The organism is Thermopirellula anaerolimosa (assembly GCF_054657335.1).
The window spans coordinates 1,101,239-1,120,282 of record NZ_BAAHYX010000004.1 but is presented as its reverse complement, the minus strand read 5'-3'; the positions used below and the strand labels follow the sequence as shown (position 1 = coordinate 1,120,282).

At 60.6% G+C, this 19,044-nt stretch carries 17 protein-coding genes; 12 read left to right on the top strand and 5 right to left on the bottom strand.

Annotation, left to right across the window (positions count from 1 at the left end):
• Window positions 1-31: 31 nt before the first annotated feature.
• On the bottom strand, window positions 32-1,312 hold the full coding sequence (locus ACYQ6J_RS04785) for an STN domain-containing protein (RefSeq protein WP_460183055.1): 1,281 nt from the start codon (window positions 1,310-1,312) through the stop codon (window positions 32-34).
• Window positions 1,313-2,070: 758 nt separating this feature from the next.
• On the opposite strand from ACYQ6J_RS04785, the gene ACYQ6J_RS04780 reads away from it, so the two are divergent.
• The 4 genes from ACYQ6J_RS04780 to coaD all read left to right on the top strand — a co-directional run bounded on the left by ACYQ6J_RS04780 (window position 2,071) and on the right by coaD (window position 6,958).
• Window positions 2,071-2,733, top strand: coding sequence for a tetratricopeptide repeat protein (locus tag ACYQ6J_RS04780; RefSeq protein WP_460183054.1), 663 nt, complete (start codon window positions 2,071-2,073; stop codon window positions 2,731-2,733).
• Between the two features lie 452 nt (window positions 2,734-3,185).
• Entirely contained in the window at window positions 3,186-4,250 is a 1,065-nt protein-coding gene (locus tag ACYQ6J_RS04775) for a hypothetical protein (RefSeq protein WP_460183053.1), read from the top strand.
• 122 nt (window positions 4,251-4,372) lie between these two features.
• Entirely contained in the window at window positions 4,373-6,121 is a 1,749-nt protein-coding gene (locus tag ACYQ6J_RS04770; RefSeq protein WP_460183052.1) for a Gfo/Idh/MocA family protein, read from the top strand.
• Window positions 6,122-6,436: 315 nt separating this feature from the next.
• Window positions 6,437-6,958, top strand: coding sequence for a pantetheine-phosphate adenylyltransferase (coaD, locus tag ACYQ6J_RS04765; RefSeq protein ID WP_460183051.1), 522 nt, complete (start codon window positions 6,437-6,439; stop codon window positions 6,956-6,958).
• A gap of 36 nt (window positions 6,959-6,994) precedes the next feature.
• Here the strand turns inward: coaD and ACYQ6J_RS04760 are convergent, their stop codons facing one another.
• Both ACYQ6J_RS04760 and ACYQ6J_RS04755 read right to left on the bottom strand, forming a co-directional pair.
• Window positions 6,995-7,150, bottom strand: coding sequence for a hypothetical protein (locus ACYQ6J_RS04760; RefSeq protein WP_460183050.1), 156 nt, complete (start codon window positions 7,148-7,150; stop codon window positions 6,995-6,997).
• Complete coding sequence (locus tag ACYQ6J_RS04755) at window positions 7,147-8,769, bottom strand: sodium-dependent transporter (protein ID WP_460183049.1); 1,623 nt, start codon at window positions 8,767-8,769, stop codon at window positions 7,147-7,149. Before ACYQ6J_RS04755 ends, ACYQ6J_RS04760 begins: the two co-directional genes overlap by 4 nt.
• A gap of 372 nt (window positions 8,770-9,141) precedes the next feature.
• Between ACYQ6J_RS04755 and ACYQ6J_RS04750 the strand changes: the two genes are divergently transcribed.
• The 7 genes from ACYQ6J_RS04750 (at window position 9,142) to ACYQ6J_RS04720 (ending at window position 15,208) form a co-directional block, all read left to right on the top strand.
• Window positions 9,142-9,882 carry a helix-turn-helix transcriptional regulator gene (locus ACYQ6J_RS04750; protein ID WP_460183048.1) on the top strand — a complete coding sequence of 247 codons (741 nt, stop codon included), beginning with the start codon at window positions 9,142-9,144 and terminating at the stop codon, window positions 9,880-9,882.
• A 114-nt stretch (window positions 9,883-9,996) separates the two neighbouring features.
• On the top strand, window positions 9,997-10,605 hold the full coding sequence (locus ACYQ6J_RS04745) for an NADH-quinone oxidoreductase subunit B (RefSeq protein WP_460183047.1): 609 nt from the start codon (window positions 9,997-9,999) through the stop codon (window positions 10,603-10,605).
• Entirely contained in the window at window positions 10,602-11,420 is an 819-nt protein-coding gene (gene sufC / locus ACYQ6J_RS04740; protein WP_460183046.1) for a Fe-S cluster assembly ATPase SufC, read from the top strand. The genes ACYQ6J_RS04745 and sufC overlap by 4 nt, the downstream gene beginning before the upstream one ends.
• Window positions 11,421-11,541: 121 nt before the next feature.
• On the top strand, window positions 11,542-12,942 hold the full coding sequence (gene sufB / locus ACYQ6J_RS04735) for a Fe-S cluster assembly protein SufB (RefSeq protein WP_460183045.1): 1,401 nt from the start codon (window positions 11,542-11,544) through the stop codon (window positions 12,940-12,942).
• A gap of 135 nt (window positions 12,943-13,077) precedes the next feature.
• Window positions 13,078-14,400 (top strand): Fe-S cluster assembly protein SufD, encoded by a 1,323-nt coding sequence (gene sufD, locus ACYQ6J_RS04730; RefSeq protein ID WP_460183044.1) that lies wholly within the window; start codon window positions 13,078-13,080, stop codon window positions 14,398-14,400.
• A gap of 110 nt (window positions 14,401-14,510) precedes the next feature.
• On the top strand, window positions 14,511-14,831 hold the full coding sequence (locus tag ACYQ6J_RS04725) for a Rieske (2Fe-2S) protein (RefSeq protein WP_460183043.1): 321 nt from the start codon (window positions 14,511-14,513) through the stop codon (window positions 14,829-14,831).
• 59 nt (window positions 14,832-14,890) lie between these two features.
• On the top strand, window positions 14,891-15,208 hold the full coding sequence (locus ACYQ6J_RS04720) for a metal-sulfur cluster assembly factor (RefSeq protein WP_460183042.1): 318 nt from the start codon (window positions 14,891-14,893) through the stop codon (window positions 15,206-15,208).
• A gap of 208 nt (window positions 15,209-15,416) precedes the next feature.
• On the opposite strand, the gene ACYQ6J_RS04715 is transcribed toward ACYQ6J_RS04720, so the two are convergent.
• Window positions 15,417-16,784, bottom strand: a complete 1,368-nt coding sequence (locus ACYQ6J_RS04715; RefSeq protein WP_460183041.1) for a DUF1598 domain-containing protein — start codon at window positions 16,782-16,784, stop codon at window positions 15,417-15,419.
• A 613-nt stretch (window positions 16,785-17,397) separates the two neighbouring features.
• On the opposite strand from ACYQ6J_RS04715, the gene ACYQ6J_RS04710 reads away from it, so the two are divergent.
• Complete coding sequence (locus ACYQ6J_RS04710; RefSeq protein WP_460183040.1) at window positions 17,398-17,895, top strand: thioredoxin family protein; 498 nt, start codon at window positions 17,398-17,400, stop codon at window positions 17,893-17,895.
• A gap of 40 nt (window positions 17,896-17,935) precedes the next feature.
• Here the strand turns inward: ACYQ6J_RS04710 and ACYQ6J_RS04705 are convergent, their stop codons facing one another.
• Window positions 17,936-18,463, bottom strand: a complete 528-nt coding sequence (locus ACYQ6J_RS04705) for a chemotaxis protein CheX (protein ID WP_460183039.1) — start codon at window positions 18,461-18,463, stop codon at window positions 17,936-17,938.
• Window positions 18,464-19,044: the final 581 nt, after the last annotated feature.

Genomic DNA, 19,044 nt, shown 5'->3' with positions numbered 1-19,044 from the left:
GATGGCGGTGTAACGTCGCGGCGATCGCTTTTCAGGGGCCTGCCGGAAAGACGCGGATTTCCTTTCCGCGACGCTCGAACGCCAATCCATGCGGTTCCAGCACCGCTCGCCAAAGGTCATCCACGGTTCCGTTGTTCACGGCGAAGGTGATCTTGCGATCCAAGCGAATGCCGCGACTCGCGAGGGCGTCGGCGTCGATCCGTGCGTCCATCTGCAATTGCGCGGCGAGTTGGTTGATAACCCCGCCCAGGGTACCTTGTCCCTGTCGGACCGTGAAGCGACGCGATGCAAAGGGGTCGGTCGCCCCGACGGTCGAAGCAGTCGATCCGCCGGACGAGTTAATCGCCCCCGGGTCCGGGGAACTCGTGGGATTGGTCGCGGTGCGACCGCCTCGAAGCATTTCCGCCAGCCTTTCCAGCGACTCCAGCGGTCCTTGCGCGATGACTTCGTTGGCGGCCGGTTCGACCCGGATGTCCGGCAAGATCTGTTGCCAGCGCTGCGCGAGGATGTCGCCGGAGGACAAGCCGGCGGGCAGGGGAAGACGCCGCGTCAGCGTCGGCTCTTCCGTGATTGGGGTGAAGATCACGGTATTCCGGACCGGATCGACGTGAAACGTGCGGTCGAATCCGATCAGGACCAACGTCATGCGATCGGTCCACGGCATCGCCGGGAAACGGACTTCCGGCCAGAGGTCGTGGGGGATTTCCTCCAGGTTTTCGGGTGAGAGTTCGGCCTCTCCGCATAGGTCGCGAAGTATCTCCCGAGGCGTTCGGAGGGCAGGCCAGGCCGGCGGTTTTCGCAAGCCGCGGCGACGGTCTCCCGGCGGCAGTTCGTCCTCTCGCAACGCAGCCAAGGTTCGCAGGCGAGACGCGGCGGACGGCGGTCCCAGATAGACGATCGGTTGGAAGTACGAGACGCCGAGCGAGAGCTTTGCGGCCAAGGTTTCCAAAGCTTGACGCAGGCTGGGAGCGTCCAAGGAGAGCGTCACGCGCTGGTCCGGGTCCACGCGGCGATCGAGAAAGATCGGCACGCCTTGCACCTCGCCCAAGCGGACCAGCCCCCGACGCAAAGGCACATCGGTCCAGAATATGCCGCAGGGGCGCTCCAGGTTCCGTGTGTAGGCGGCGTCGGCACGCGGCGCCGTTTCCGTGGCAACGACGCTGCCGAGGTGCCAGGCCGTGCAAATGATGACCAGGGCCGAGCCCCGCAGAACGGCGGAGAGCAAGCCGGGTCCGCCGCGCGATGGCCCGCCGACGAAGCCGCGCGATTCCGCGCAACTCCTTTCCCCCAACGATTGGTCGTCGATCAACATTCCTCGTCTCTCCGCGGACCGAATGTTCGATGGCGCCAAGGGCGCTTGTGAGTCCGTCATGCGATGACGCCTCTGTGCCGAAGCGGTCGCCGCAGACCTCGCTCGATTCCCGCTCCGCACGGCAGGCTCGCCGTCGTGGCCGCAGATCGCGTCTCCTTAACGAGGTCGCATTGCCTCAACTAACCGATACAGCCTGTGACCTGTCTACTCCAGGAAAGTCTACTTTCCCAGAGTTCACCGCCGGCAAAGCTCAATTCATACCATCTCCTTATTTTACTTCACGGGGACCAAGGCCACCTTGCGCAGGTTGATGAGACCGTCGTTTCCGCTGAGACGCATCGCGAAGAACCCAAACCGGACGTTATGCCCGAACAGAAATGACTCGTTTCGGCGCGAATGGATTTCGGCGTTAATGGAAATGTTCCTATCAATCCTCCGTAAGGTCTGGAGTGCGGCAGCAATTGAACAGCGGCGGCAAGCCGCCGCACTCCACAGTCAGCGGCAAGCCGCAGTCCACACGTGGAGACAAGATTTTGGCCGCGACATCTGGGATGCCGCGGGATTCGTTTGGAAAGAGGGGAGCCGGGCAATTACAATCGAGGAAACGGTGCGTGAAGGGGGGACGGTTGCTCGGTACTCCGCGGAGTCGTTGTTCGAGGCTCGGCCTGAGGGGCAATACGGAGCGCAACCCGACCGCCTGATCGCGAGGCTCGATCCTGTGGACGATCGAATCAAGACTTTTCTTCGGGAGCTTTCCGGTGTCGCGCAATCTTCCCCGCACGGCCTTGCTCGGGTTGGTGTACGAGGAATACCTCAAACACCAACAAACGGCGCGTTTCGTCAACGAAGTCAGTCGGCGATACACGCAGGGAACGTTGCAGCGCTTGTTGGCGCATCCCATGCGCGAACTCCGCCGCGCCGCCGCCTTGGCGTTGGGATACCTGGGCGACTACGAATCCAATGCCGCTTTGGGCAAGGCCCTGTCCGACCCGGATCGTAACGTTCGGCTTTTGGCCGAAACCAGCATCCGCAAGGTGTGGATGCGGTTCGGTTCCGAATCACAGAGGCGGGAACTGACCGGGATCGTGCGTTTGAACGCTGCGCACCGGTATCAAGAGGTGATCCAGCGGGCCGGCCGATTGATCGAAAAAGAACCCAATTTCGCGGAGGCGTACAATCAACGGGCGATCGCTCATTTTTCGTTGGGCGACTTCGCCGAGAGCATCCGCGATTGCCGTATGACACTGGAACTCAACCCCTACCACTTCGCCGCGGCGGCGGGGTTGGGGCAAGCCTACCTCGAATTGCAGGACCCCGTTGCGGCCCTGGAATCCTTCCATCGAGCGTTGAAATTGAATCCGGACCTGGAGGCCGTGCGGGTGCAGGTCGCGCGACTACAACGTTTGATTGAAGATGCGTAACCGCATGGGCGCGTGCCGACCTCGAACCCCCGCGCGGTCGGTCGCGTAAATCTTGTACAGGGAGACAGTCCGGTCGCTCATGCTGCGATTGCGTCCGGTGGATTTGTCAAAAATAGAATGGATAATTCGGGCGGCTTGGTTGGCGGGTACTTTGGTAGGTTAGTTCCGAATAGGAAATCCGCGGACGAGACGCCCTAATTATTGGGACTCACGTCACTCCGGACGATAATTGAGGGTTGGCGTGCTGTGGCCGGCGGTCGGGCCGGCTGCCGAAAAATTTGGCGTCAGAAAATCCGTCTACCCGGTAGCGAAACGGGTGACGGCGAATACAATAAAGGCTTGCTCTTGCCATCCTGCCCCATTTACCGGAACCTCGCTTTCCCCTTGGATCGCGAGCGTTTCCAGCCTGTACACAAGAGATCGGTTTCGAGCCGATCGCATACGGAAGGAGGTTGGTCCTGAACCGCTCCAGCTTTCAAATCGGTTTGACGGCCGTCGTCCTCCTCGTCTTGCTGCGAGTGACCATCGGCTGGCATTTCTTGTATGAAGGCATCTGGAAGATCGCCAACTCGGATACCTTTTCGGCGGAGCCTTTCTTGACGCAGGCCAAAGGGCCGTTCGCGCCGTTGTTTTACGCCATGATTCCCGACATCGACGGGCGGCAAAGGCTTCAGGTCGTCAAAGACGAGTCGGGGGGGCAAATGGTTCAGGCTCCCGCGTACGCTAGGGCGTGGGATAAGGCCCTGGACCGCTTCGCCGCGTACTATCGTTTGGACGAAAAGCAGCGAAAGCAGGCGGAGCAAATCCGCGATCGCTACGAGAAAAGCCTGGAGACGTATCTGGCTGAAAATCGGGAGGCGATTCTGGGCTACTTCGATAGCTTGGGACGCTTCGAACGCGAGGAAAAAGGCTCTCGCAACCAGGGCGCCCATTTCCAGAAAGAAAGGCTCTGGGAGCGTCAGCAGGCTTTGCGGGCCGAGGTAAACGGTTGGCTGCGAGCGATGGACGCCATGGGGGCTCACTACTGGACGGCTTTGTACGAGGAAGTTCTGAGTCCGGAGCAAAAGGGCCGCGGGCACCTCAAGGTCGCCCTTGTGGAAACACAGTATCTGCCGGTGCCCGTCCCGTTCGTCGCCACGCGATCCGATCTCTTGAATAAGACGGTCACCTATGCCCTGACGTTGATCGGTCTGGGCTTGATGGTGGGGTGCTTGACGCGATTGGCGGCCTTGGGCGGAGCGGGCTTTTTGGCCTTCGTCGTCATGACGCAATGGCCCTGGCCGACCGTCGTCCCCAAGACCCCGGAGATCGTCGGTCACGCCCTGTTGGTGGACAAGAACTTCGTGGAAATGATGGCCCTGCTGGCATTGGCCGCGTTGCCGGTCGGACGTTGGGCGGGCTTGGACTATTTCCTGTATCACTGGGTATGCCTGCCGCTGCGGAACATGTGCGGATGCTGCTCCAAGCGATGCTCGCCGGCCGCGAAGAACGCCGGTGAAGAGGCGGCTTCCGCGTAGTCCCCGTCGGCGCGTCGCTTGTGACGGCAGTGCGGGCGTGCGGGCATCCGTCCGATGGACGCCGGTCAACTCGATACAATTCCCGCGACTCGAAACTTCGCTTTCCGAAAAAGGTCGTAACTATGAACTTGACTCCGGAAGAACGGCAAACGGGTATCGCTAACTTCAACCGCGTGGTTGGCGACAACATCCAGGTGACGCGGCGGGATTTCATTCAGACGGGCGTGCTGACCGGATTGGCGGCGGGCGGTAGCCTGGGGGCGTTCTACTTCGGTTACGAAAGCACGCTCGGCAAGCCGATCCGCGTGGCCGTACTGGGGACCGGCGACGAAGGTCAGGTTCTCATTGGGGCCTGCAACCCCGAATTCGTCGAGATCGTGGCCATTGCCGATATTCGCCCGTATAACGTGCATCGTGCGTTCCACGGCGATCATTACAGCGAGGCCGCCTTGGCGGCGCGTCCCGGCCTGATGGGCGTATACGGGTGGAAGACCGAGGACGAGGCCCGTAAGCACGTCCGCGTGTACGGTGCCTTCCAGGAATTGCTGGAGAACGAGAAGGACAACATCGACGCGGTGATCATCGGTTTGCCGCTGCATCTGCACGATGACGCCGCCGTTGCGGCCATGAAGTTGGGCAAGCACGTGTTGTGCGAAAAGCTGATGGCCCAGCGGGTTTCGGAAGGCAAGGTTATGGCCAGGTTGGCCAAGCAGGCCGGCGTCCATTTGGCCATCGGCCACCAACGTCACTATAACATCCTCTACGAAAACGCCGCGGACACCATCCGCCGGGGATTGTTGGGAGAATTGCACTACATTCGGGCGCAGTGGCACCGGGGTAATTTGCCGGGCAACGACAGTTGGGCCCAACCCTTGCCGCCGGGAGCCAAGTCGGATGACGTCAGCGGCCAGCGACTGATTCGCGAGTTGGAGTCGTACAAGCGGAGCCTGGCCGAGGCGGAAAAGGCCGGTCGGATGAAGGACGCCGAAAAATGGGCCAAGCTGGTCGCCCAAAAGGCCGCCCAGATTGCCGATAAGGAGATCATCGAGGCCGCCAAACAGTACGGTTACGAAGATAAGACGTTGGAAGCCGGCGACCAGAAGTACTACCGTCCCGCCATCGAGGAGTTGATCCGTTGGCGATTGTGGGAGCGGACGGGCGGCGGCCTGATGGCGGAATTGGGAAGCCACCAACTGGATGCCGCGTCGATTTTCATCGCCGCCATGCACGGCGGTCAAAAGCAACTGCCGCTGAACGTGGCCGCCGCCGGCAACCGGCCGATTTTCCCGCTCGATCGCGAGGTGGAAGACCACGTCTATTGCATCATCGAATTCCCGCTCCCCGGTTACGATCCCAACGATCCGCTGGGTAAGCTGAAGAAAATCGGCGTGCAATACGCTTCGATCAACGGCAACGGCTTCGGCGGATACGGCGAGATCGTCTTCGGAACCAAGGGGACGCTGATCTTGGAGCGGGAGCAGGAAGCCATGGTCTACGCGGGGTCCGATACTTCGGCCGGCGTGGGCGTGAGCGAAAGCAAGGGCGGTCCCACTCTCGACACCCAGGCCAGTGGACCGGCCCAAAAGAAGGCCGAGGGATTGGGCGCTATGGTCACGGCCCAGGTCAGTCGCGGTTACAAGGAGGAAATCGAGCATTGGGCTTGGTGCATCCGCAAGAATCCCAATGCCTCGGATCCCGAGATCCATCCCCGTTGCTACCCCAAGGTTGCCTTGGGCGACGCAGTGATCGCCCTGACCACCAACATGGCGGCCCGTCAGGGGATGCGAATCGAGTTCAACCCGGCTTGGTTCGATCCCGATAGTGACGAAACGCCCGAGGGCGACAAGCCCGACCTGTCCCGCTACGCATAAGACAGTACGGCGGTCTCGGTTCGACTTTGCTGCCGGCGAGTCTCCGGCATTCCGCGCCCTACGCGGTACGGCCCAGGGGGTGGCGTCAGTCGATGCGGCGTCGAGCGTCGGCCGGCCATCTTGTAGCGGCATCTGTGTTTGCGCCCGGTGCGGGTTCGCACGCCGATTGGCCAAGGCAACAATTATAGTTGCAATCGACGTCGCTCATCGACGATCGTCGGGGGCGGCCGTTGTGCGGCATTGCGGCGCGGCGGCTCGCGTTCGTAGAATGCGCGGAAAGATGGGAGGCGGTCGTCACCGTTTGGGACGCATTCCATGTCCGAATTGAATCCTCGTCTCGCGGTCTATCCCGGGTCGTTCGATCCCGTGACGTTGGGGCACTTGAACGTCATGGAGCGAGCAAGCCGGCTCTTCGACCGCCTGATCGTCGGCATTGGCGTGAACATCCATAAGAACCCGATGTTCGATACCGAGGAGCGGATCGGTTTGATCCGTCGGACGACGGAAGGTCTGACCAATGTGGAGATTCGCCCCTTTCGGGGCTTGGCGGTGAACTTTGTGCGGGAATGCGGCGCCCGGGTCATGATTCGCGGGGTTCGCCCGATCACGGATATCGCCGCCGAATTGACCATGATGATGGCCAACCGTCGCTTGGCCCCCGACGTCGAGACGCTGTTCATGATCGCCGACGGCGAGTTGGCGCACGTGTCCAGTTCATTGATCAAGGAGATCGCGCCGGTGGCGTCGGATGCGGAGCTTTCCCGTTTTCTTCCGCCCGCCGTGGTGGATGCCGTCCGCGCTAAGATGGCCGATCGCCGCGGATCGCCCGGCGGCTAAGGTTACCCGGGCAAAGGCCCTTTGTCTTCGGCGGCGTCACGGTTGGTCCATGTCGGGCGTATGGATGTCCACTTGGCCGTGGAGGTGTTGCTCGCTTCCAGGCGTGCTCAGGACCTTATACAAGCACCACGCCAGAAGCGCGGTAGCCCCGCCGACCGAGAGACTCATCACGATCCATCCGCCCAGCGTCATATCGCCACCTCCTCACCCGCGGCCTCGGCACGCCGCCAATTGCGGACGGCTTGGGCGATGAAAAGTCCGAAAAGGACGGCCACTGCGGCCACGAAGATCATGACCGCCGCGACCACCGGGTCCGTTACCAGTTGTTCCAGGCGATTGGGTTGACCGTCCGCCGTGCCGACGAAGATATTCTGCCGCAACCAGAACCCGAAGACGACAAAGAGATAAACCGGCGTGACGAACTGAATGACGTAGGTGAAGAACTCGGGGACGTGAATCTCAGCGCCGCGCCGCAACTCGGCCATGCCCGTCTTTGCACCGAGGACCCAACCAAAAAGGACGGTTTGAAACGCCGCCAGGGCATAGAGGCAGAAGGTGCCGATCCAGAAGTCCAGGGTGTCCAGGGCGACCAGATCCTTGGAGAAAAAGACGACGCCTGTGGAGCCAAGGGCGGTGATGAACCCCAGCAAAGCGACGGAAGCCTTGCGGTTGAGACCCAAGCCTTCCTCCAAAAAGGCCACTGCCGGTTGCAGCATGGAGAGCGAACTGGTGACGGCCGCCAAAAACAGCAGAAAGAAAAATAGAAATCCGATCAAATTGCCCAGCGGCATCTGGCTGAAGACGTGAGGCAAGGCCATGAAACCCAACCCAAAGGTGCCGGGTGGGTTTTGGACGACTTGCGGTCCCAGAAAGACGAAGGCCGCCGGCACCGAAATCAAACCGCCTAGGGCCACCTCGCAGAATTCATTGCCGGCGCAGGCGGTCAGGCTGGAGAGCGCGATGTCGTCGTCCTTTTTGACGTAGCTGGCATACGTGATGATGATGCCGAAACCGACCGACAGGGAGAAAAATATCTGCCCCGCGGCGGCCATCCACATCTCGGCGTTGGACAACTCCTCCCAAAACGTGGTGCCGGGTTTGACCGGATTCCACATATAGCCCAGCCCATTGAGAATGTTCTGGTCCGGTTTGGCCGGGTCCGGCGTTCCGAGCGTGAGGACGCGGATCAGAACCAAAAGGGCGCAGACGATCAGGGCGGGCATGGCCCAGCGGCAAAACCACTCAATACCTTTGCTCAGCCCGCGGTAGATCAGCGTGAAATTGAGCACGAAACAGAGAATCAGGAAAAATACGGCGGAACCTAACAGGCCTTCGCCGGGAGTGCTCAAGGATTCGCCGTGGGCGTGAATTCCCACGAAGTGCGCGAAAAAACGTTCGTAACCTGCCGGATCGGCCCCGAAATCCATCGCCCCGAAAAGGTACCGCGCGGCGTAGGCGAGACACCATGCCTCGATGTACACGTAGTACATGTAGATGCAGACGGGGACGATCATGGCCAGGATACCGAAGTAGGGCGCAACGCGGTTCTTCCAAACCAAGCGATAGATGCCCGGCGAGGAATTGAACCCGTGCCGCCCTCCGTAGCGACCCATGGACCACTCCGCAAAGGCGATGGGCAAGCCGAGAAATAGGAAAGCGCAGAGGTAGGCAACCATAAAGGCGCCGCCGCCGTACTTGGCGGCCAAACCGGGAAATCGCAAGAAATTGCCCAACCCCACCGCGCTCCCGGTCACGGCCAAGATCACGCCGATTCGACTCGTCCAGCTATCTCTCGGTCGGAAATCCTGCATGGGGGCGAACCCTTCTAGGGGTCAAGGACGGGCTGTCCGCCGTTCCGTGCGTCTGGTGAACGACGAAGGCCGAAAGCGGTACGCTCCGGTCCAAGCGATAACCCACGGCGGAAAGCCGAAGCGTAAAACCCCCAAGATAATCTGTCGATCGCGCGTTTCTCAAGCCAAGTTTGCCATAAATCCGGTCATTGTGAATCCGGATTGAATTTATGCAATTCTACTTGCCGTAAATGCGTTTAATGCGTAGGATTGTTTACGGAGGCGACGTGTTGCGTCGGGGACCGGATCCCATGGTTCGGAGGCTAGGTCATCCATCCGGTTTAGGGGTTGAATGTATAGTCAAAGAGGGGTCGTGCCTGTGGAGTCCGCGCGATGAGCTGGAATTTCGGTGAGTCCGACCTCGACATTTTGGAATTGTTGCGTGTCTCGGGACCTTGCACGGTTTCGGAGCTAGCCCAAGCCTTTCAGGTGACGGACACCGCAATCCGGCAGCGTCTTTCCCGATTGGTGGCCGACGGGGCGGTAGACAGGGAGTCCGTTCGGGAAGGTCGCGGTCGCCCACGGCACGTGTACAAACTTACCCGCAAGGGCATGCTTCAGGTGGGTTCCAATTTCACCGACCTGGCCATGGCTCTGTGGCGCGGGGTTCAGACCATCGAGGATCCGACCGTCAAGCAGCAGGTTCTTCGGGGTGTGGCCCGGGAATTGGTCAAGCTGTATCAGGGTCAAATCTCCGGCGGCAACACGCTCGAAAGAATGCGCTCGCTGATCCGTCTGCTCGAAGGCCGAAGGATCCCCTTCGAAATGCGCATGAACGGATCACATTTCGGGAGTAACGGTGCTTCGCGAGCGCTCTCCGCCGGGGCAGGAGGCGCGTCGGCGAGTGAGCGCGATGGCGCGTCCGTCGGCACGGTGGAGGGTGCGAACGGGAGACATAGCCTGCCTACTTTGGTTGCCCGGGCATGCCCCTACCCGGAACTGGCCGAGAGCGACCGTGACGTGTGTCAGGTCGAGCTGGCGTACCTTTCCGAATTGCTGGGCACCGACATGCAGCTCACGGAGTGTCGCCTGGATGGCGGGGCATGCTGCCGGTTTGAGCCGGCCGACGCCTGATTTATACTGGCGTACGGGAAGTCGGCGCAATACTTAGCCCCATGCCGGGTTGTTTCCTCGGGGGAACCGGTGCCTCGCGTCGGCGGAGGAATGATCGAACAGGGCGAGCCTGGAATGACGCAACCGTGGATTGAAGGCAGATTCGAGGAAGGCCTGGTAATTACCAGTTTGGAGCAGGCGATCAATTGGGCCAAGCAAGGCAGCCTTTGGCCCATGACGTTCGGCCTGGCTTGCTGCGCCATCGAAATGATGGCCACGGGCGCCAGCCGTTATGATATCGACCGTTTCGGGGCGGGTGCGTTTCGCGCGACCCCCCGGCAATCGGATTTGATGATCGTGGCGGGCACCGTCACTTTCAAGATGGCCAGTCGCGTCCGCCGGCTGTACGAGATGATGCCCGACCCGAAGTACGTAATCGCCATGGGCGCATGCACGCTCGGCGGCGGGCCCTATTTCGAATACGGCTACCACGTGGTCAAGGGAGTGGACTTGGTCGTCCCGGTGGATGTTTATGTACCCGGATGTCCGCCACGCCCCGAATCATTGCTGGAAGGGTTGATGCGGTTGCAGGAGATGATCCAAAACCGACGCATCACGCGACCCAGCAAGAGTTCGGCCCAGTCGTTCGGGAATGCGGAACTCCCGTTGCCACAGCACTCGGGTTTTGTACCGGTTCAAGACGTTCAACTCGTTTTCCATCACCAGAGAGTCAAGAGCAAATGAATCGCGACGTACTTTCCGTCCTCGATTTGCACGTGTCCGTGGATGGCAAACCCATCCTGAAGGGAGTGAACCTGCGGATTCAACGGGGTGAAATCCATGCCCTGATGGGCCCGAACGGATCGGGCAAGACGACGCTCGGCCTGGCCATCATGGGGCATCCCCGGTATGAGGTCACGCAGGGTCGAATCGAGTTGGACGGCGTCAACCTGGTGGAATTGGAACCGCACGAACGGGCCAGGATGGGCCTATTCATGGCCTTCCAGCGACCCGTGGCGATTCCCGGGGTGCGAGTCGCCGATTTCCTGCGGCACGCGGTCAGCAACATCCGGAACCCGCAGCGAAAAGAAGGCGAAGAGCTGATCTCGATGCGGGAGTTCCGTAAGGAGTTGCGAGAAAAGATGGATCAATTGCGGATGGATCCGGAATTCGCGCGGCGATACATCAACGAGGGATTCTCCGGCGGCGAGATGAAACGTGCGGAGATTCTTCAGATGGCCATGCTCCGTCCCCGATTCGCCGTCCTCGACGAGACGGACAGCGGTTTGGACGTGGATGCCGTGCGACTGGCCAGCCAAAGCATCGCCGAGATCGGCGGTCATGAAATGGGCTTGTTGATCATCACGCACCACGAACGGTTGCTGGAGCACAATCCGCCGGACTTCACCCACGTGATGCTGGGAGGCCGGATCGTCGAGACGGGAGGTCGGGAATTGGCTGAGTTTCTGCACACCTCGGGTTACGAAGAGATTCGGCGCAAGTATCCCGACGCCGCGGCGGAAGAGGCTTCCATGCTGGCCGAGCAAAACGCGCGCTAGGCGCGCCTAACCTGGGAAGGCGGCAAGGGGAATTCGGCAGCGTCCATCACAGATTGCGGCGATCGAGCGTCGCTTGTATCGAGTGTCGCCCCGGTGAGACCTAAATGGAAGGAAGACGTCCATGACTCCGGAAACGCGCGAGCTTTTTGGCGAAATCAATAAATACGATTTTCGGACCGAGGAACGTTACGTGTTCAAGGCCAAAAAGGGCCTGGATTCGGACATCGTCGCCGAGATTTCGGAGATGAAGGGCGAGCCTGCCTGGATGCGGGAGTTTCGCCTGAAGGCCTTGGAAATCTTCGAGTCGAAACCGCTGCCCACCTGGGGCGGCAAGATCGACGTCGATTTTCAGGAAATCTACTACTACATCAAACCCACCGACCGCCAGGGTCACTCGTGGGAAGAGGTACCCGAGGACATCAAGCAGACCTTCGAGCGGTTGGGGATCCCCGAGGCGGAACGAAAGTTCCTCGCAGGCGTCAAAGCGCAGTACGAGAGCGAGGTCGTGTACGGTTCGCTGCGGGAGGACCTGGCCAAGCAGGGCGTGGTTTTCACCGATATGGACTCGGCGGTGCGGGAGTATCCCGATTTGGTGCGAGAGTATTTCGCCACCGTCATCCCGCCTACCGATAACAAATTCGCGGCCCTGAATTCGGCGGTTTGGTCGGGAGGGTCCTTCATTTACGTCCCGCCCGGGGTACATATCGAGTTTCCGTTGCAGGCGTACTTCCGGATCAATGCGGCCCAAATGGGCCAGTTCGAACGGACGTTGATCATCGTTGATGAGGGGGCTTCGTGCCATTACGTGGAAGGTTGCACCGCCCCGACCTACAGCAGCGAGAGCTTACACTCGGCGGTGGTGGAGGTGATCGCTAAGGCCGGGTCGCGGGTCCGTTACACGACGATCCAGAACTGGGCCAACAACATCTACAATTTGGTTACCAAACGGGCGACGGCCTATCGCGACGCCTTGGTGGAATGGGTGGACGGCAACCTCGGCAGTCGGTTGACGATGAAGTATCCGGCGGTCTATCTGCTGGAACCGGGCGCCCGGGCGGAAATCCTCTCGGTGGCCTTCGCCAACCGCGGCCAGCATCAAGACGCCGGGTCCAAGGTCGTGCACTGTGCACCGCACACGTCCAGTCGCGTGGTTTCCAAGTCGATTTCCAAGGGCGGCGGGCGGTCCAGCTACCGCGGCTTGGTGAAGATCGATCGCGGGGCCAAGAAATCCAAGGCCAACGTGGTGTGCGACGCCCTGATTCTCGATCCCCATAGCCGCAGCGACACGTACCCCTACATCGAATTGGAAGAGCAGGACGTGATGATCGGTCACGAAGCCAGCGTCTCCAAGATCGGCGAGGAGCAGCTCTTTTACCTATGCAGTCGCGGCTTGACGGAGGCCGAGGCGGGAACGATGATCGTCGCCGGTTTTATCGAGCCTTTGGTAAAGGAATTGCCCATGGAATACGCCGTCGAGATGAACCGCCTCATTTCGTTGCAAATGGAGGGGAGCGTCGGTTGAGTGGGGGTGACGAACCGTCGGCCGATCCTTGTTGATAACGGACTTCCTCCGAGGACCCTCGCCGTCCGCCGAGCGGCCCTTGGCGGCACCTGAAACCCGAAAATTTCCGTGTTTTTTGCCCGAGAAACTTCACTCATGAGTTCCACTTCTTCCGCGGTCTCGGATAAAGGATTCACGCGCGATCAATTCGAAGCGCTGATCGCCTCGCGGCAACAACCCACTTGGCTGTCGGCCTTGCGGCGTCGCGCGATGGACGTTTGCGAGAGTCTGCCGCTCCCCGACTCCACAATGGAGGAGTGGCGGCGAACGCCCCTGCGGATGTTTCGCTTGCACCGTTTCGGGCCGTTGAGCCCGGCCCCCGAGGTCGTACCGCAAGTCGCCTCGGTATTGGATCCGCTGTTGGCTCCCGGAGGACGTTTGCTGACCCTCAACGGACGGAAAGCGGCGGGAATGCTTTCTCCCAAGTGGGCCGAGCAAGGCGTGGTGTTCGATTGCTTGGAGGATTCCGCGAGCGGACCGCACGAAGATTTGGTTCGCGAACACTTTTTTTCCATCCTGGACGCCGGATACGACCGCTTTGCGGCCCTGCACGCGGCGTTTTGGACGGGAGGCGGGCTCTGCTACATCCCGCGCGGCGTCAAGGTCGATGAGCCTTTGTTCCTGCTCTCCGCGTTGGGGGCCGACCAGTCCGACCTGGGCCACCTTTTGGTCGTCCTCGATGAAGGGGCCGAGGCTACCCTGGTCTCCGAGACGGCGAGCCTCGACGCGAGCGGTCCCGGCCTGTACTGCGGAGGAATCGAGATCGTCCTCAAGCCCGGGGCCAGGCTGCGCTTCGTGAATCTTCAGAATTGGAATAATGCCGTTTGGCATTTCGCCCATCAAAAGGCCGTGCTGCAAGAGGGCGCCTATTTGGAGTGGACGCTGGGCGCATTGGGCGGATTCTTGGCCAAGGTCAATCAGCACCTTGTGCTGGACGGCGTCAATGCCGAGGCGGTGGTCAACGGCGTGATGTTCACCGAAAACCGTCGGCATCTGGCGTATCATACCTTGCAGCATCATAAGCAACCATTCACCCGCAGCGATCTGCTGTACAAGGGCGCTCTGCAAGATCAGTCGCACCTGGTTTGGCGTGGCATGATTCGCGTGGATGAAGGGGCCGTCAAGACCGACGGTTATCAGCGGAACGACAATCTGATTCTCAGCGATCGGGCTCGCACGGATTGCATTCCCGGCCTGGAGATTCTCGCGGATGATGTTCGCTGTACGCATGGGGCGACGGCGGGTCGGGTGGACGACGAGGAAATCTTCTACGCCCAAACCCGCGGCTTGACCCAACGGGAGGCCGCCCGCATGATCGTCACCGGTTTCTTCCAGCAGGTCTTCGATAGGATTACCATCGACAGCGTCCGCGAGGCTTTGGCGGAGGTCATCGGTCGGAAGGTACGGGAGTGCCGATAAACGCGGATCGGCTTAACCGACGACGGCCAAAGCGTCGGCCATTCGTATTCGTAGGATTTGCCGGGGCCGAGGGTCTCGGCTTGAAAACGTCGTTGCGGAGATGCCATCGCATGGGAGAGCCTGTGTTCGTCTGCAAAAAGTCCGAACTCCCCGACCCGGGCAAGGCGGCGTTCGAGGTCAACGGACGGTTCATCGCCTTGTTTCACGTGTCGGGCACGTTTTGGGCCATCGACGACGTTTGCACGCACGACGGCGGTCCCTTGGCCGACGGCGAGTTGCGAGGCCACACCATCATTTGCCCGCGTCACGGCGCGCAGTTCGACATCCGCACGGGACACGCCAAGACCATGCCCGCCGTCAAATCCACCCCGGCCCATGAGGTCGTCGTTCGCGGGGACGACGTCTTCATCCGCATCCAGGATGAATCGTAATTCCTTATGAGAGGTTGGCGGAGTGCTTCCGTCCCGACGGCGAGAAAGGAGCACCGATCGTGGCCATTTGTGAACAGACGGTCTTTGAGGCGTTGAAGCAGGTAACCGATCCCGAGTTGTTCATCAACGTGGTGGACCTGGGTCTGATCTATGAAGTGCAGGTGACGCCGCGGGAAAACAAGACCGACGTCCATGTGAAGATGACCATGACAAGTCCCGCATGCCCCTCGGGACCGCAGATGGTCCGCGACGTGAAGGATGTTCTGCGCCAGTTGGGCGATGAAGTCGGAGAGGTTTCGGTGGAGGTGGTGCTCTCTCCGCCTTGGACGCCGGACCGCATGTCCGACGACGCCCGCGACGCCTTGGGAATCTATTGATCGTCCCCGAAGCGAAAGGCTGCCGCATACGCCTTGCGCGGCGATTCCGCCCGGTTTGAGATGTTTCTTTCCCCGTGCCGGGTAGGTTATCCGCCCTCGCCGACCGCGTCTCGCTTCTCGACACAAAAAAAGCCGCCGTCGGGGACGGCGGCGGGTTTTCGGGATTTCAATCTTCGCGGCGAGAGGCCGACGACCGCCGGCAAAGCGGTCAGTTGGCCCACCAGGTGTTTCCGTCGGGATAAGCGATCTCAGTCCGGGCGTTGGCCAGCGCGGCGTCCGTCTGGGATCGGGCCGCGATCTCCCATGCGTTGATTATCACGCCGCCGGTCACGAACATCCAGCTTCGACCTACGCGGGCGAAAACAGCCTCGGCCGGTACGGCCTTGGGTGCGGGAAGTTGGGCGGTAGGGACTTCGTGACCGATCAGGCCGGGCAATTGCATTCCCGCCTTGCCAAGCAGGTTTTCGTTGCGGATCAAAGCCGCCGCGACGGCCAAATCCATACAATTCCGGACCTGGCCGAAGACCGGTTCCGCCAGGGCGAGCTTTTCGTAATGGGCGGTCATCATCTCGGCCCAGCGACGATGGACGGGGGCCGCCTCGACGGTCTTTTCGCGCGTCCCCTCAGCGGAATAGACGTCGGCTTCCACCATCGTTTTGACGGCGGCCTTTTGCAGTTTCCAGGCCAAGCCCGCTTCGTCCTTCAACAGCGGTTCGTAGTCGGGTGCCAACCACCATCGCGGCATGGGACCGCCGGGCGCCCGGGAAGCCCCCTGCACCAACGAAACGAAGCTGGTCAAGCCGGGAACGGGCGAGGGATCCACACCCATGGAAATCCGCTTCATGCGGTAGTCGGCGGCTACCAAGACCCGGGCGAAGTGGCTGTCGGCCGGGATGCCGGTGAGCGTGACGCGCTGCGGACCGGCGGCTTGGGCGCTCATTTTCGCCACGGCGGAGGGATTGACCGGACCGCGGAGTCCTTGCGTCACCGCATTCACCGCCCGAACCCCTTCCGGCGTCGGGTCGATGGAGCAACTGATCACGGAAGGTTGGGGCGCGAAAGCCGCACGTAGGACGGTGACCAAGTCGTCCAGAAGCAGAATCGGCCGACCCGATTCGCTGCCCACAATGGCGCCGCGCTCGTTGTATTTCCAACCTTCGGCAGGACCTACCAGCACAATATCATTGCGTTCCGGATACACCAGCACGTACTCGATTCGCGTCAGTCCGCCCAACAAGGCGATTTCATCCGGAATGGGGCGTCCGGCCTGGAGGCATGCGGAAAGTTCGGCGTCCAGCTTGCGAAGCGAAATGCTTCGGCGGGCGGCGGCTTGCGCCAGCGCTTGCGGCGGTTGAGCCTTGTTTTCCTCCCAAACCTTCCGAGCCTCCCGCAAGACGTCGGGCGATGCGTTCTGCACCAATCCGCCGGCGTCGATCATCACGCCGCCGACCGCTCGGTTATTCGTATCCAAAGTAACCTGGGCCGGGGCCGTGTTTTGCCATCCCAGCGCCAAGCATGCCGCCGAAAAGGCGACCGCCGCCACCCAACCCCAGCCAGTACGTACCACGCGCAACATGGACAGTCTCCTCGCAGGACAAGATCGCGATCTTGAAGCTTGCTTTATCTACCGGGAATGATTTGTCGAACCCGGAAAATCATTCGGCCGAGACGCAATGACCTCGCGGATAGTCGCCGGTCTTCCCGAGTGGACGGGAGCGGTGAAAAGACTTTGCGTAGCCTTGTTAAACACCCAATCTCCCGTCACTTCTCTAAGCTAATTCCCGAGCCGCTCCTTTGCAACCAAGAAAACCGCCCGTCGGGCTGGAATCCGGGACATCCCGCCGCCGATAATTGTCGCTTCGATGGGTGAAAAAGTTCCCGGCCGCACCGATTTTGGGCGGCGGCACGCCAAAAAACACGGTCCGGCCATCCCAGGGGGCAGCCGTCTTATAGATAGGTTCGCTGCCGCCGATCGAGCTACCGAGACCGGCTAGGTACGCGGTTGCCTTCGGTGGGGCGCGCATCCGTTCAGCTTGCAAAGAGATTTAATTCAGTTAGAGTGTAAGGCTTTCGTAAAGTTTTACGGTGGCGGATGCCCATGACGGGAAATCCACCCTTTGGTGCGGTTCAATGTTGTGGAACGGAATCCGCGAGATTGCAACCCTTTTGCACTCCGCGGAGGAACGAGAATGTTCTTGGGACTTGTGAGGAGCCTAGCTTTAACGTTGAGTGTGGTCACGGTCGCGGATTCGGATTTGTCGAACAAGGGAAGCGAGTCCGCGGTATCGCCTACGGTGTCGTTTGTTTCGTATAAAGATGCCTATCAGCGAGCCCGAAAGGAGCACTTGCCGCTCGTCGTGTTCGTTGGCGCGGAATGGTGTCCGGCCTGCCGCAGAATGGAGCAGTCCGTGATCCCGAATCTCCCCGCAAGCCCCATTTATCGGGACGCTGTGTTTGCCCGCGTGGACTATGATCAAGACACCAAATTAGCGGAAGCGATCACGGGCGGCGGGGCCTTGCCTCAAATCGTGATTTTCCCGCCGCAAGGTTCCAGCGAAAAAGCCCGCCGCGTGATCGGTGCTCAACCGGTGGAAAAACTCTTCCAATTTCTTCGAGATGGGCTGAGCCCCAAGCGGGGTCCCAACGATTCCACGGCAATGAACGGTGTTTCCAATCGCTCCGGTTGACGCCGTTTCCGCTGGGCGTTGCCGCCGCAAAAGGCCGCCGCTAGAGTCGAACGAGGGACACCGCGACCTGCAATAGCCGATGTTCCAAAAGAAACGCGTCGGCATTGCGGTGTTCAAACGTCACGGCCAGGTATTGGATTCCCTTGGCATAGGCGATCTGGTAATTGTGTCCCACGATGACGGAGGGCACCGTAACCGAGTTAAATGCCCAATCGGTGGCGCTCAACCGCTTTTTCACGCCCCCGGCGATCAGATTGGCAATCTCGCCGACACAGTCGATGACCTGCCCGTTGAGCTTGTCCATCGGTTCCTGAAGGAACCCTCCGGCCAGATTCAGCGCCACTTGCTCGCAGGCATTGAAGGTCAGAAACCCCGAGACCTTGCCGTGAAGACCGATGACCGCGGTCACGCTGCCCGGTTCATAGACGGGTACCGCGCTCAGCCCGACGAGTTGCGTCTCGGCCTGACACATGGTCAGTGACTCTTTGACTGCCGCGGCGATGGCGTGGGCCAGGATGGGGTCGCTGGGCAGGGGCACCACGGAGTCGGGCAGCGTCAGCGTGCTCATCAGATGATTTCCTGTAGCGGTCCCGGAAGCAATCGCGATAGGGCGTCACTCCGTCGCCCTATCGGTCTTTTGGAACGTGAGTCTTCTCAATTCTGAGTCATGTTTTGCGAGATCGATTCTTTGAGATGGCCGAATGCGGGCGTCCCGGCAAATCGCCCGTCGATGTGACCGGCAAGATCGTGATAACCCGCATGATCGCCGGCCTCGATTCGGAAAAGGGGCACCGTGACGGACGCCTTGATCCGATCGAGTGTTCCCGGGATTCAGAACCCAACTGCTTCAATTCCAACCGACGATCCGTTCGTCCTAGAGACGCCGCCCGGTTACAATAGGGAAAACGTCTCGCGACATCGGCCGACCGCGGCACGAAACAGAGACCCGTCCCCGGCTTTGGGGTTTCATATTTTGCAGGCAGGTTGTCGAACCGGCCGCGACGGGGCGCCGATGCGGAGCGCGAAGATTCGGCGAACAGAGGGCGTCGGCGTGGAACGCGGGCGGAAAATAACGCTCGGCGGCGAACGACAAAAAATGGGTTGGAACTGGGAATGGCACTAATTTCGCGAAATCGATTTCGGCCGATC

Excerpts from the sequence above, each read along its gene's own strand:
- ACYQ6J_RS04770 (WP_460183052.1), top strand. The coding sequence starts at position 4,373 with ATGAACTTGACTCCGGAAGAACGGCAAACGGGTATCGCTAACTTCAAC.
- ACYQ6J_RS04755 (WP_460183049.1), bottom strand. The coding sequence starts at position 8,769 with ATGCAGGATTTCCGACCGAGAGATAGCTGGACGAGTCGAATCGGCGTG.
- ACYQ6J_RS04785 (WP_460183055.1), bottom strand. The coding sequence starts at position 1,312 with ATGTTGATCGACGACCAATCGTTGGGGGAAAGGAGTTGCGCGGAATCG.
- ACYQ6J_RS04705 (WP_460183039.1), bottom strand. The coding sequence starts at position 18,463 with ATGAGCACGCTGACGCTGCCCGACTCCGTGGTGCCCCTGCCCAGCGAC.
- ACYQ6J_RS04760 (WP_460183050.1), bottom strand. The coding sequence starts at position 7,150 with ATGACGCTGGGCGGATGGATCGTGATGAGTCTCTCGGTCGGCGGGGCT.
- sufB (WP_460183045.1), top strand. The coding sequence starts at position 11,542 with ATGACTCCGGAAACGCGCGAGCTTTTTGGCGAAATCAATAAATACGAT.
- coaD (WP_460183051.1), top strand. The coding sequence starts at position 6,437 with ATGTCCGAATTGAATCCTCGTCTCGCGGTCTATCCCGGGTCGTTCGAT.
- ACYQ6J_RS04710 (WP_460183040.1), top strand. The coding sequence starts at position 17,398 with ATGTTCTTGGGACTTGTGAGGAGCCTAGCTTTAACGTTGAGTGTGGTC.
- ACYQ6J_RS04725 (WP_460183043.1), top strand. The coding sequence starts at position 14,511 with ATGGGAGAGCCTGTGTTCGTCTGCAAAAAGTCCGAACTCCCCGACCCG.
- ACYQ6J_RS04715 (WP_460183041.1), bottom strand. The coding sequence starts at position 16,784 with ATGTTGCGCGTGGTACGTACTGGCTGGGGTTGGGTGGCGGCGGTCGCC.
- ACYQ6J_RS04745 (WP_460183047.1), top strand. The coding sequence starts at position 9,997 with ATGACGCAACCGTGGATTGAAGGCAGATTCGAGGAAGGCCTGGTAATT.
- ACYQ6J_RS04750 (WP_460183048.1), top strand. The coding sequence starts at position 9,142 with ATGAGCTGGAATTTCGGTGAGTCCGACCTCGACATTTTGGAATTGTTG.
- sufC (WP_460183046.1), top strand. The coding sequence starts at position 10,602 with ATGAATCGCGACGTACTTTCCGTCCTCGATTTGCACGTGTCCGTGGAT.
- sufD (WP_460183044.1), top strand. The coding sequence starts at position 13,078 with ATGAGTTCCACTTCTTCCGCGGTCTCGGATAAAGGATTCACGCGCGAT.